The organism is Serratia sp. BNK-10 (assembly GCF_047456065.1).
Lineage (GTDB): Bacteria > Pseudomonadota > Gammaproteobacteria > Enterobacterales > Enterobacteriaceae > Serratia > Serratia ureilytica.
This window is the reverse complement of record NZ_CP179894.1, coordinates 3,928,712-3,940,924: the sequence shown is the minus strand read 5'-3', so window position 1 is coordinate 3,940,924 and position 12,213 is coordinate 3,928,712. Positions and strand designations below refer to the sequence as shown.

Below are 12,213 nucleotides of genomic sequence, written 5' to 3'. Positions count from 1 at the left end.
CCTATCAAAACACGTTCTCGCCTGCCGATAACAGTGATATCCACGGTGCCGTTCTGGCTGATTCGGCAATGCAGACCTATGGGTAGCAGCGTTTTTCTAAATTTCCATAGGAAAAAACGACTTTATTGATCGTTAAAATAGATCAATAATTTTATTTTGAATGGTTTAATCTATTGGTTAGGGGCGCTGTGGTGAGCAAGGATGGATCAAATATCAAACGTAAAGCATGGCTATGCGTGTTTATCGTTAGTGGGCTGTTCTGGCTGCTAACCGCTGCCGTGATTTACTGGTTACTGAGTTAGCAGGTTAAGCAGGAAGACGATTCGTGAACAAGAAGCAGGCTAAAAACCGTGAGGGCGCTCAGCGTCGCGCGCAGTCAAAAATTCCGCCTTCATGGGGGCTGAGCGATGAGCAGCGCGCCTTTATTGAAGATTTATGGCAGGATACCGCCCCCGAAGCGGCGCGGCCCATCGCTCAGCGACGTTAGCCGATCACGCGGCTGCGGCCGGCCAGCGCGCCGAACAGCATTTGCAAGACGGTCAGGCATAGCAGAGCGATCAACGGCCAGCTCCAGCCTTCCGTCAGATCGTGCAACAGGCCGAATAAGGTGGGCCCCAGCGCCGCCAACAGATAACCGACGGATTGCGCCATGCCCGACAGCAGCGTCGCCTGATGATGATGCTGACTGCGCAATCCAAAGAACGACAGCGCCAGCACCAGCGAACTCCCCGCTCCCAACCCGGCAAACGTCAGCCACACCAGTGAACTGGCGGGTTGCACCAATAATCCCCCGACGCCGATAAAGATCAGCAGAGAACTGCCCAGCGCTATCACCCGCTGATCGCGCGCCCGCGGCAAAATCACCACCATGACAAAGTTGGCGATGATCGCCACCACCTGATAAACGAACAGCTCGAAGCCCGCCTGCTGGGCTGAGGCGCCGTGGCTGACGGCAAAGGCGCTGAACCAGCCGATAATGGTGTAGAAGGCGATCGATTGCAGCCCCATGAACATCGCCACTTGCCAGCCCAGCGCGCTGCCCCAGGGAGAGCGATAGCGTTGCGGCTCTGCCGATTGTGGCCCTTTAGCTGCGGGTGTGGCTGTGCGCCGCAGCTGCGGCAACCAGATCAACAGCGCCAACAGCGCAGGTAATCCCCAGCACAGCAAGGAGAAGCGCCAGCCGAGATCGGCCAGGGAAGCCAGCGGCACCGCCAGACCGGAGGCGATGGCGGCGACCAGTGACATCACCGCCGCATAGGCCGCTATCATCGCGGCGGCGCGATGAGGAAAATCTCTTTTCACCAGCGTTGGCAGCACCACATTGGCGAAGGCGATGGCGGCGCCGATCAGAACGCTTCCCAGCCACAGCATGGCGTCTTGCGGCAGGGAACGCAGCGCGATGCCGCAAACCAGCAGTGCGAGGGCGAAGCCCAGGGTGCGTTCGATTCCGAAGCGTTTCGCCAGCGCCGGGGTGAGTGGCGAGAGGACGGCGAACAGGATCAGCGGCAGCGAGTTGATCAGGCCGGCGGCGGTGGCGGACAACGCCAGCTGTTGCTGAATCTGTTCCAGCAGCGGGCCGACGCTGGTGAGGGCGGCGCGCAGGTTAGCCGCGATCAGCATGATGCCAACGATCAGCAAAACAGGGCGATGCAAACGGCGACGCGGGGTCGCGATGGATGATGAAGATGAAGCGGGTTGCGGCATGAGTTCCTCGCACCAGGGCATGCAGACAATCAGCGCTGCATGGCGTGATGCGTTGATTGACGTTAACGCTTACGTACCGACAAGAGGCCGATATCTGATCGCAAGTGTAGGGAAGATGGCTCGTGCTGACAAGGGGATGGCCCGGCGGGATGGAGAGGGCTGGCCCCACCGGCCGCAGGATAATTACCATTATGTGATCCTGGTCACTTAGCGAACTAAAAGTCATGGCGCAGGACGGGGTCTGCGGCGCTTTCACTTCTGCCGCCGTCGGTGCGGCTGCTCTCCGGCGCTCATGCTCGTCATGGCATTTCATTTTTCTCCCATTCCATTTTTTGGCTTTTCGATTCGTTTCGATTCGAAAGGTTTTTTGGCGGTTTTTTTGCTAAAACGGGGCTGTAAGCCCGATCACAATTTCATTGCTTTCGCTTTGCTGTAATGCCAGCGCAGTAGAGCGAAAGCCATCTTCTCCCCGGCGATACCGGAAACCTGAGGACCGCAGCTCATGCCAGTGAATACCGCAAAGCGACGTGAACACATCATCGATCTGTTATGCGAGCACGGCAGCGTGCGTGTGGAACAGCTCAGCAAACAGTTTGCAGTATCCACGGTGACGATCCGCAACGATCTGCGCTTTCTGGAACGAAAAGGGTGTGCGCTGCGCGCTTACGGCGGCGCAATGCTCAATCAGCAATTCGCTTTCGATCGGCCGCTGCGGGACAAAGGGCGGTTGAATCGCGATGTCAAAACGCTGATCGCCAACGCGGCGGCCGGCTATGTGCGCGACGGCGAGGCGCTGATCCTCGATTCCGGTTCAACCACCGCGCAGATTGTGCCGTTCCTGAAGGGGCGGCGCGATCTGGTGGTGATGACCAACGCGCTGAACATTGCCTATGAGCTTTCGGGAAACGACGGGGTGGAAGTCATGGTGCTGGGGGGCAGCGTGCGCCGCAACTCTTACTCGCTCTACGGTCCGGCTGCCGAGCAGCAATTGCGTCAGTACCGCTTCGACAAGCTGTTTTTGGGCGTCGACGGGTTCGATCTGAGCGCCGGCATCACCACGCCTCACCCCGGTGAAGCGCACCTCAATCGCGTGATGTGCGAGGTGGCGCGCGAGATTATCGCGGTGGCGGATGCCAGCAAATTCGGTCGCAAGAGCTTTTGCATGATTCGCGAAGCCGGACAAATCCATCGGCTGATCACTGACAGCCGTCTTCCGGACGATTACGAGCGGGCGTTAACCGAGCTGGGCGTGGAGGTCATCATCGCCGATCGGTAGCACGGCGCCTGCATGGGGGCTTCATGCAGCACTTGTTACAGCTTGTCGAGCAGCACAAGGCCGGTATGCCGGTCGGGATTTTTTCCGTCTGTTCCGCCCATCCCTGGGTTCTGAAGGCCGCGCTGCGGCAGGCTAAAAGCCGCGGCACGCCGGTGTTGGTGGAAGCGACCTCCAACCAGGTCAATCAGTTCGGCGGCTATACCGGCCAAACGGCGGCCCAGTTCCGCGATGCGCTTTGGCGTCTGGCGGATGAGGTTGGCCTGGCGCGCGAGCGCGTGTGGCTGGGCGGTGATCATCTGGGGCCCAACGCCTGGCAGGATCGCCCGGCTCAGGAAGCGATGGCGCTGGCGGAAACGTTGATCGACGATTACGTTCGCGCCGGATTTCGCAAAATTCATCTCGATTGTTCCATGTCGTGCGCAGGCGATCCCTCGCCCCTGGGAGATGCGGCGGTCGCCGAGCGTGCGGCGCGCCTGTGCGCGGTGGCGGAACGCGCCTGGGCGCAGAGCGGCGGCGAAGCGCCGGTCTATGTGATCGGCACCGAGGTGCCGGTGCCGGGCGGCGCGCAGGAGGCATTGGCGGGCCTGCAGGTCACCACGCCGCAGGCGGTGGCGCAAACGCTGGAAATGCACCGTATCGCCTGGCAAAAAGCCGAGCTGAACGATGCCTGGCAGCGAACCATTGCGCTGGTGGTGCAGCCGGGCGTCGAGTTCGATCACCACCGCGTCGAACGTTATCAGCCGCAGCGCGCCGACGCATTGAGCCATTTCATCGAACGGCAGCCGGGCATGATCTATGAAGCGCACTCTACGGATTACCAACCGCCGCAGGCCTATCGCCAGTTGGTGCGCGATCACTTCGCCATCCTGAAGGTGGGGCCGGCGCTGACCTTTGCGCTGCGAGAAGCGCTGTTCGCCCTCGATCGCATCGAGCGTGAATGGCTGGGGGAACGCCAGTCGTCGCAGCTGCGCGCCACGCTGGAACAAGTGATGCGCGAGCAGCCGCAGCAGTGGAGCCGCTATTACCACGGCACGCCGCACCAACAGTATCTCGATCGCCACTACAGCCTGAGCGATCGGGTGCGTTACTACTGGCCGCAGCCGCAGGTGCAGCAGGCGGTCGATGGCTTGCTGGATAACCTGCGCCGCAACCCGGCGCCGTTGGCGCTGCTCAGCCAGTACCTGCCGGATCAGGCGCGGGCGCTGAACGCCGGCGAATTGAGCGCCGATCCGCAGGAGTGGGTGCTGCATAAAGTGACGCAGGTACTCGACGATTACCACGCCGCCTGTTACCCGGAGGGCCGCTAGCATGCCGAACATTTTAATGACCCGCATCGACAATCGCCTGGTGCACGGCCAGGTAGGCGTGACCTGGACCAATACCCTCGGCGCCAACCTGGTGGTGGTGGCCAACGACGAGGCCGCCGCCGATCCGGTGCAGCAGAACCTGATGGACATGGTGGTGGCGGAAGGGGTGCAAACCCGTTATTTCACGCTGCAGAAAACCATTGACGTGATCCACAAGGCGGCGGATCGGCAGAAGATCTTTCTGGTGTGCAAAACGCCGCAGGACGTGTTGACGCTGGTGCGCGGCGGGGTGCCGATCCGTTTCGTCAACGTCGGCAATATGCACTTCGCCGAGGGGAAGCGGCAGGTGCACAAAACGGTGTCGCTGGACGACGGCGACGTGGCCGCGTTCCGCGCGCTGGCGGAACTGGGCGTGGAGTGCGAAGTGCGCCGGGTGCCGGATGAAGCGGGTGAGGCGATCGGCAAACTGCTCTTTTGAGCCAGGGGGAAAGCATGTTGACGGATGCGTTATTGATTGCGCTGTTGGCCGGGCTGGCGGGGGTTGACCTGTTCGACGGTCTGACCCACTTCCACCGGCCGGTAGTGATGGGGCCGCTGGTGGGGCTGATTTTGGGCGATGTCTATACCGGGTTGCTGGTGGGCGGCACGCTGGAGCTGGTGTGGATGGGGATGGTGCCGTTGGCGGGAGCCCAACCGCCTAACGTGGTGATCGGCGGGGTGATCGGCACCGCATTCGCCATTCTGACCAAAGCCGATCCTAAAGTGGCGATCGGCGTGGCGGTGCCGTTCTCGATCGCGGTGCAGGGCTGCATCACGCTGCTGTTTACGTTGTTCTCACCGATGATGCACCGCTGCGATCGCATGGTGAAAGCGCTGAACTGGCGCGGCATTGAACGGGTGAACTATCTCGGCATCGGCATTCTGTTCATCTTCTATTTCGTGGTGGCGTTCCTGCCGATTTACTTCGGCGCCGATGCGGCCAGCGCCATGGTGCAGAAAGCGCCGGGCTGGCTGCTGGACGGGCTGGCGGTGGCGGGTGGCATGATGCCGGCGATCGGTTTCTCGCTGCTGATGAAGGTGATGATGAAAAAAACCTACGTGGCCTATTTTATCCTCGGTTTCATCTCGGTCACGTTTCTCAAGCTGCCGATCCTGGCGGTGGCGCTGGGCGCCCTGGCGATCGCTTTGATTGATTTCTTCAACACGCAACGCGGCGCGGCAGAGGCGACGGCCCGGCCCGCTCCGCAGGAGGACGCCGAAGATGGCATTAAACGATTCCGACGATCTGCTGGCGCAAAAGGCCGAACAGCGTATGGCGCAGGCGCTGGCCACCAGCCAGGTGGAGCAGGACGACTATCTGGACAGCCGGCCCGCCGAAGCGCTGACGCGCGGCGACATCAACCGCATGGCCTGGCGTTCGCTGCTGCTGCAGGCGTCGTTCAACTACGAGCGCATGCAGGCGGGCGGCTGGCTGTATCAGCTGATCCCCGCACTGTGCAAGATCCACCGCAACCCGCAGGATCTGGCCAACTCGATGAAGATGCACATGGAATTTATCAACGTGCATCCGTTCGACGTCACCTTCCTGTCCGGCCTGGTGCTGGCGATGGAGCAGAACAAGGAAAAGATCTCCACCATTCGCGCGGTGAAAGTGGCGCTGATGGGGCCGCTTGGCGGTATCGGCGACGCGCTGTTTTGGCTGACGCTGTTGCCGATCTGCGCCGGCATAGGCGCTTCGCTGGCATTGGAGGGCAGCCTGTTCGGGCCGATCGTCTTCCTGCTGCTGTTCAACCTGTTCCACTTCGGCCTGCGTTTTGGGCTGGCGCACTACGGCTATCAGGCCGGCACCAGCGCGCTGGCGCTGCTGAAGACCCATACGCGGCGCATTTCTCACGCCGCTTCCATTGTCGGCATGACGGTGATCGGCGCGCTGGTGGCCTCGTACGTGCACCTGTCCACGCCGCTGGTGATGCATGCCGGCAAGGCCAGCGTGGCGCTGCAGACCGACGTGCTGGACAAGTTGATGCCCAACTTGCTGCCGCTGTGCTTCACGCTGCTCATTTTCTTCCTGATGAAGCGCGGATTCTCGCCGGTGAAGCTGATTGGCGTCACGGTAGCGATCGGCGTGGCGGGCAAATTTATCGGCATTTTGTGAGGAGCGGGATATGCCAGGCATTGTGATTACCGGCCACGGCGGCTTTGCCTCCGGGCTGCTGCAGGCGGTGGAACAGGTGGTGGGGCCGCAGCGACATTGCGCGGCGGTCGATTTCCCCGAACAGATGAGCACCGCGCAGCTCAGGGACGCCTTACGCTCGGCGCTGGTCGCGGTGGCGCAGCCGGACGGCGTGGTGTTCCTGACCGACATGCTCGGCGGTTCGCCGTTTCGCAGCGCCTGTGAACTGGCGGATGCGCGGGGTGATTGCGAAGTGCTGACCGGCGTCAACATGCAGCTGGCGGCGGAAATGATGCTGGAACGTGACGGACTGAGCCTGGATGAATTTCGCGAGGTGGCGCTGGCGTGCGGTAAACGCGGCCTGACCAGCCTGTGGCATGAACGCCGCCGAGTGAAGTGCGAAGACGCGCAGGCCGACGGCATCTGAACGAAAACCGGGCGCGGGCGCGCCCGGCTACGTGAGTTAGGCCGGCAACGGGCTCAGCGCCAGACGCGCCGGTTGGTCTTCGCCGCGGCTGAAGCGCCAGCAGGTCTGGTGGTATTTCGCCACGCTGTTGCGGTGCGCCACGCTGACCAGCGTCACGTCCGGCAGTTCATCCACCAGCAGGCAGTACATCAGTTGCTCGGTTTCGTCGTCCAGCGCGCTGGTGGCCTCGTCGAGGAACAGGATGCTCGGGCGAATCAACAGGGCGCGGGCGAACGCCAGCCGCTGTTGCTCGCCCGGCGACAGGCGATGGCTCCAGTTGGCGGAGGTGTCCAGCCAGCGCTGCAGGTGCTTCAGGCGGCAGTTTTCCAGCACCCGCATCAGCTGCGCGTCGCTGTATTCCGACGCCAGACTCGGGTAGCTCAGCGCTTCGCGCAGCGTGCCGATCGGAATGTAGCTGCGCTGCGGCAGGAACAGCATGTTGGCGTTGCCCGCTACCCCGATGGCGCCCGCGCCGTAAGGCCAGATACCGGCGATGGCGCGCAGCAGCGTCGACTTGCCGCAGCCGGAAGGCCCGACGATCAGCAGGCGATCGCCGCGTTGCAGCGTCATCTCGGCGCCGGTCAGCAGCGGCTGGCCGTCGGGCAAGTGCAGGCTGAGGTTGTCCAGCGTTAACGGATGGGCGGTCTCCTCCCGCAGTTGAATGCCGCGCGGCTGATGGTGAACCTGATCGACGGCGGCGTTGAAGCCGGCCAGACGGTTAACGCAGGCTTTCCAGGTCGCCAAATCGTTAAACGCGTCGATAAACCACGACAGCGCGCCCTGCACCTGGCCGAAGGCCGAGGCGATCTGCATCAGGCCGCCCATCTGGATGGCGCCGGAGAAGTAGCGCGGCGCCGCCACCAGCAGGGGAAACACGATGGCGAACTGGCCGTAGAAGTTGGTGGCGATGTTGAGCCGCCGGGTGATGCGCATAATCGCCCACCAGTTGCTGCGAATGGTGTCGAAACGGTCGCCCAACTGCTGCGCCTCGCGCGGTTCGCCGTGGTACAGCGCAATGGCGTCGTTGTTTTCGCGGATGCGGATCAGGCCGAAACGGAAGTTCGCCTCATACCGTTCCTGGTTGAAGCCCAGCATGACCAGCGGTTTGCCGACCCACCAGATCAGCAGCGATCCCAACACCGCATACAGCAGCGCGAACCACACCATATAGCCGGGCAAGGTGATGGCGTGTTGCCCGAGCGCGAAGGTCATCGGCCCGCTGACGTGCCATAAAATGTCGATAAAGGAAAACAGCGTCACCAGGCTGGAGAGCAGCCCGAGCGACAGCGACAGGGTATATTGGGTCAGCACGTTGAGATCTTCAGCGATACGCTGATCGGGGTTATCGACGATCTGCTGCTGCTCGGTGTGGTAATACGCCTGGTGCGCCAGCCATTTTCCCATGAACCTTTCCGTCATCCAGCGCCGCCAGCGCATCTGCAGCCCCTGAGTCAGGTAGATCTTGTAGACCGCCAGCACGATGAAGATCAGCGCCAGATAGGTAAAGCGCCACAGCTGCGCCTTGAATACCGGGTAGTTTTTGTTCTGCAGCGCGTCGTAGAACACCTGGTTCCACTGGTTGATCTGCACGCTGATATAGACCAGGCCGAGCGACAGGACGACGATGGCGATCAGCATCATCCAGGCGCGCCATCGTTCCTCCGACACCCAAAAGGGTTTGATCAACTGCCAAATGGCGTGTCTCTGCAAGGGGGTTGCGTTCATAACGGCTCGATAATTGCGGTATTTTGTTCAGCATGGGCTGCGGGCCGGTAACAAACAAACCGCGACTGTAAGCAGTTTTGACTCCGCTAACCGTTTGAAATAAGGCGGCTGAATCGCCGGCGGCGCGCAGGTGAGCGCAATTGCGGCATACACTCCGGCGCCGGGCGGTTATACTGGCGCCGAATTTTTGCAGAAAGGATAAACGATGAAGGCTTGGTTTCCCCTGTTGCTGACCTGCGGCGTCTTCGCCAGCGCCCGGGCCTGGGCGCACATTGACGAGCCGGACATCGCCGCCGACTGCCAAAAGGTGGCGAGCTACGCCGAACTGGGAAAAAAGGCCTATCAGCGCCAGGATTACGCCAAAGCCGCCGACATCTTTCGCGATCAGGCGGCCTGGAGCGAGTTTTGCGGTCTGAGCGAGCAGGCTGTCGCCACGGCTTACAACAACGTGGCGCTGTCGCTGATGCACGCCGGTGAATTGCTCAAGGCGCAGGCCTATCTGGCGCTGGCGCCGCACGATGACAAATCGCAGCACAACATGAGTCTGTTGCGCCAACGCCTGGCGCAGCGGCCGCAGCCGCAGGGGCCGGGCGGCGTGTACTGGCAATACGCCGGGCGCGGCGTGTGGAGCGAAGTGGTGGTGAAGCCGCAGGGCGAGCGCTGGCTGATCGATTTTTCCGGCTACGCCATGCCGCAGATGGGGCTGTATTACGGCCCGAACATGGGCGACTTCACCGCCGAGCTGCCCATTGAGCACGGCAAGGCCGTCTACCATCAACATGACTCGGAAAGCGCGCAGGTCTGCGACGTGACGATGGCGTTTGGCGAGCAAGCGCTGGAGATGCATACGCGGGGGGATTGCGGGTTCGGCCACAATGTGCGGGCGGAAGGGCGGTTCGTGCGGGTCGAATGACCCGCCCCGGTGGCCGGGGCGAGAAGGGTTACGCCAGCGCGGCGGCGCCCAACAGATTCTTCCAGGCTTCCACATTGCCCAGATAATTGCCGGCCGGCAGCAGATGCAGCTGGCCCTCGCTATCCTGCAACGCAAAGGTCGGGAAGCCCTGGCCCTGCACTTTGGCCAGCAGCGCCCGGCTTTCCGCGATGTGTTGCGCGGTCGGCGCACCGCTGTTGAAGCGCATTTCGGCGATAAACGCCGCCGAAGGCAACCCCAGCTCTTTCGCCAACGCTTCCAGCACCGGCGTGTCGGCGATGCGTCGCCCTTCCTGATAGTGCGCCTGCTGAATGCGGTGCAGCATGTCCAGCCCGCGTCCCGCCAGTTTTTCCGCCGCCAGGATAGCGGTGATCGGCGGCTCGGAATCCATCACCGCCGTGGTGTCGCGCAGCAGGCCGTTGAAATAGGCTTCGCCGAAAGGCTGGCCCGTCATCTCGGCGATGCGCTTGTCGTGCGGAATGACGTAGTTGCGCCATTCGTCGGTGATCTGACGGCGGTTGTTGCCGGTCATCATGCCGCCGGCGTGCGGCACGACCTTCAGCCCGGGGAGGCTCTGAGCCGCTTTCACCAGCGGCGCGGCGCCGTAGCACCAACCGCACAGCGGATCGAAAATGTAATGCAGAGTGGTTTCGGTCATTTTTACTCCTCGCTTGGCGCGCGGCAAGCCGCCGCGGCGCCAGGGCTGGTTCAATCACGCACGGGCGCTTATTGCGGCCACTTCATCTCGCCTTTCAGCACTTTCGCGCTCAGTTCCAGGCTCGATTCGTCTTTCAGCGTCGGGTAGTGCTTTTTCATCGCTTCAATCAGCGCGGCGGAATCCTTGGCTTTCGGCAGTTCGGCTTCCAGCGTGGTCAGGTATTTTTGGGTAAAGTGCACCGATGCCAGTGTCTGTGCGGCACCCGGCAGGAAGTGGCCCGGCACGACGACCTGCGGCTTCAGCGCTTCGATGTTTTTCAGCGTTTGCTGCCAGTGCTGGCGCGATTCTACGCTCTGGTTATCGGCGATCCACGGATGGATATTGTCACCGGCGACCGCCACGCCGCCCACGACCGCTTTCAGCGCCGGGATCCACACGAAGGTGCGATCGGGGGTCGGGCCGTTCAGGCCTTTCACTTCCACTTTTTGACCGTCGATGGTGAAGCTGTCGCCCTGCAGCGGCTGCGGCACGATCACGGTTTTCGGCGCGTTGTCTTTCAGGATTGGGCCCCAGTAGGCGATTTTGCCGTCTTTGGTGGCGTTAATGTCCTTGATGGTGCCAGGCGAAGCGATGATTTTCGCCTCCGGGAAAGCGGCCTTAATCACGTCCAGACCGAAATAGAAATCCGGATCTGAGTGGCTGATGTAGACGGTGGTCAGTTTCTTGCCGGTCGCCTTGATCTTTTTCACCAGCTCTTCGGCATCGTTGCGCTGGAACTGTGCGTCGATCAGCGCCACTTCGTGTTTGCCGCTGATGATTTCGGAAGACACCGGGAACACGCTTTTCTCGCCCGGGTTATACACTTCCATGGTCAGGGTATCGGCAGCGGTGGCGTAGGTGCTCAGGGTGGCGACGCCGGTGAAGGCTAGAGTTAACAGTGATTTCTTAAACATGGGCAGAGGTCCTTAGGTATCGGTTAATGTTGTAATGATGTTAGGTTGCATAAAGCGATAGAAAAACCGGATAATAAGCAATTATTCGTTGCATAAATCGGACTAATCATGGATCGCATTACCGCCGCTGAGGTTTTTGTCACCATCGTCGATCGCGGCAGCATGATCGCCGCTGCGGAAACGCTGGAGATGTCGCGCGCGATGGTCACTCGCTACCTGGCCCAGATGGAGCAATGGGCCGGGGCGCGTTTACTGCACCGCACTACCCGTAAGCTTAGTCTGACCGACGCCGGTGAGCGTACTTTGGAGCGCTGCCGACAAATGTTGGCGCTGGCGGGGGAAATCGATCTGGTGGAGGAAGGGCAGAGCGACGAACTGCGTGGCCTGCTGCGCATCACCTGTTCGCAATCGCTCGGACAAACGGCGCTGGTGGGGGCCGTCGCCCAGTATCTGAAGCGTCATCCGCAGGTGGCGGTCGATCTGCAGATGAACAACCGGGCGGTGAACCTGGTGGAAGAGCGCATCGATCTGGCGCTGCGCATCACCAATGAGCTGGATCCCAACCTGATCGCCCGGCCGCTGTCCACCTGCGCGTCGGTGGTGTGCGCTGCGCCCGCTTATCTGGCGGCGCACGGCACGCCGCGTCAGCCGCAGGATCTGGCGTTGCACAACTGCCTGACTTATTCCTATTTCGGCAAAAGCCTGTGGCATTTCGACGCTCAGGGGGTGAAATCGGCGGTGGCGGTCAGCGGCAACCTGAGCGCCAACGAATCGGTGGTGCTGATGGCCGGTACGGTGCAGGGCGCGGGCATTTCCCTGCAGCCCTACTATTCGGCGGCGCCGCTGTTGGCCAGCGGCGAACTGGTGGAGCTGCTGCCGGGTTACCGGCCGCAATCGATGGGCATCTACGGCATCTATACCTCACGCCGACAAATGCCCGCCACTTTGCGCACCATGCTGGACTTTCTGGTGGAATGGTTCGCCAGCGATCCGCAGTGGCAGGCGACGCTGCGCTAAGGC

At 61.7% G+C, this 12,213-nt stretch carries 13 protein-coding genes and 1 pseudogene; 10 read left to right on the top strand and 4 right to left on the bottom strand.

The genetic code is table 11. The features are described 5' to 3' along the window. Positions 1–188: 188 nt before the first annotated feature. Positions 189–302 (top strand): YmiA family putative membrane protein, encoded by a 114-nt coding sequence (locus ACMGG9_RS18970; RefSeq protein WP_071883595.1) that lies wholly within the window; start codon positions 189–191, stop codon positions 300–302. A gap of 23 nt (positions 303–325) precedes the next feature. Beyond that, positions 326–487 carry a hypothetical protein gene (locus tag ACMGG9_RS18965; protein ID WP_162882355.1) on the top strand — a complete coding sequence of 54 codons (162 nt, stop codon included), beginning with the start codon at positions 326–328 and terminating at the stop codon, positions 485–487. Here the strand turns inward: ACMGG9_RS18965 and ACMGG9_RS18960 are convergent. After that, positions 484–1,704 carry an MFS transporter gene (locus ACMGG9_RS18960; protein WP_346423778.1) on the bottom strand — a complete coding sequence of 407 codons (1,221 nt, stop codon included), beginning with the start codon at positions 1,702–1,704 and terminating at the stop codon, positions 484–486. The genes ACMGG9_RS18965 and ACMGG9_RS18960 overlap by 4 nt on opposite strands. 502 nt (positions 1,705–2,206) lie before the next feature. On the opposite strand from ACMGG9_RS18960, the gene agaR reads away from it, so the two are divergent. The 6 genes and pseudogenes from agaR to agaF all read left to right on the top strand — a co-directional run bounded on the left by agaR (position 2,207) and on the right by agaF (position 6,887). Further along, complete coding sequence (gene agaR / locus ACMGG9_RS18955; protein ID WP_033644822.1) at positions 2,207–2,980, top strand: transcriptional repressor AgaR; 774 nt, start codon at positions 2,207–2,209, stop codon at positions 2,978–2,980. A gap of 23 nt (positions 2,981–3,003) precedes the next feature. Next, positions 3,004–4,287, top strand: coding sequence for a D-tagatose-bisphosphate aldolase, class II, non-catalytic subunit (locus ACMGG9_RS18950; protein ID WP_213588208.1), 1,284 nt, complete (start codon positions 3,004–3,006; stop codon positions 4,285–4,287). A 1-nt stretch (position 4,288) separates the two neighbouring features. Beyond that, positions 4,289–4,765 carry a PTS N-acetylgalactosamine transporter subunit IIB gene (gene agaV, locus ACMGG9_RS18945; protein ID WP_004931808.1) on the top strand — a complete coding sequence of 159 codons (477 nt, stop codon included), beginning with the start codon at positions 4,289–4,291 and terminating at the stop codon, positions 4,763–4,765. A gap of 14 nt (positions 4,766–4,779) precedes the next feature. Then, positions 4,780–5,556 (top strand): annotated as a pseudogene (agaW, locus tag ACMGG9_RS18940) (PTS N-acetylgalactosamine transporter subunit IIC); the annotation flags it as partial. Further along, positions 5,549–6,442: a PTS system mannose/fructose/sorbose family transporter subunit IID gene (locus ACMGG9_RS18935; protein WP_414161626.1), complete on the top strand. Its 894-nt coding sequence runs from the start codon at positions 5,549–5,551 to the stop codon at positions 6,440–6,442. The pseudogene agaW and the gene ACMGG9_RS18935, both read left to right, overlap by 8 nt. Before the next feature lie 10 nt (positions 6,443–6,452). Next, a complete protein-coding gene (gene agaF / locus ACMGG9_RS18930) occupies positions 6,453–6,887 on the top strand; it encodes a PTS galactosamine/N-acetylgalactosamine transporter subunit IIA (protein ID WP_033644830.1) in 435 nt (144 codons plus the stop codon). A 36-nt stretch (positions 6,888–6,923) separates the two neighbouring features. On the opposite strand, the gene ACMGG9_RS18925 is transcribed toward agaF, so the two are convergent. Further along, positions 6,924–8,651: an ABC transporter ATP-binding protein/permease gene (locus ACMGG9_RS18925; protein WP_096242561.1), complete on the bottom strand. Its 1,728-nt coding sequence runs from the start codon at positions 8,649–8,651 to the stop codon at positions 6,924–6,926. A gap of 205 nt (positions 8,652–8,856) precedes the next feature. Between ACMGG9_RS18925 and ACMGG9_RS18920 the strand changes: the two genes are divergently transcribed. After that, on the top strand, positions 8,857–9,564 hold the full coding sequence (locus ACMGG9_RS18920) for a hypothetical protein (RefSeq protein WP_033644832.1): 708 nt from the start codon (positions 8,857–8,859) through the stop codon (positions 9,562–9,564). Between the two features lie 28 nt (positions 9,565–9,592). Here the strand turns inward: ACMGG9_RS18920 and ACMGG9_RS18915 are convergent, their stop codons facing one another. Both ACMGG9_RS18915 and ACMGG9_RS18910 read right to left on the bottom strand, forming a co-directional pair. Then, complete coding sequence (locus ACMGG9_RS18915; protein WP_033644834.1) at positions 9,593–10,240, bottom strand: DsbA family protein; 648 nt, start codon at positions 10,238–10,240, stop codon at positions 9,593–9,595. A gap of 68 nt (positions 10,241–10,308) precedes the next feature. Then, positions 10,309–11,193 (bottom strand): MBL fold metallo-hydrolase, encoded by an 885-nt coding sequence (locus ACMGG9_RS18910; RefSeq protein ID WP_046687735.1) that lies wholly within the window; start codon positions 11,191–11,193, stop codon positions 10,309–10,311. A 108-nt stretch (positions 11,194–11,301) separates the two neighbouring features. On the opposite strand from ACMGG9_RS18910, the gene ACMGG9_RS18905 reads away from it, so the two are divergent. Next, entirely contained in the window at positions 11,302–12,210 is a 909-nt protein-coding gene (locus ACMGG9_RS18905; protein WP_033644836.1) for a LysR family transcriptional regulator, read from the top strand. Positions 12,211–12,213 lie beyond the last annotated feature (3 nt).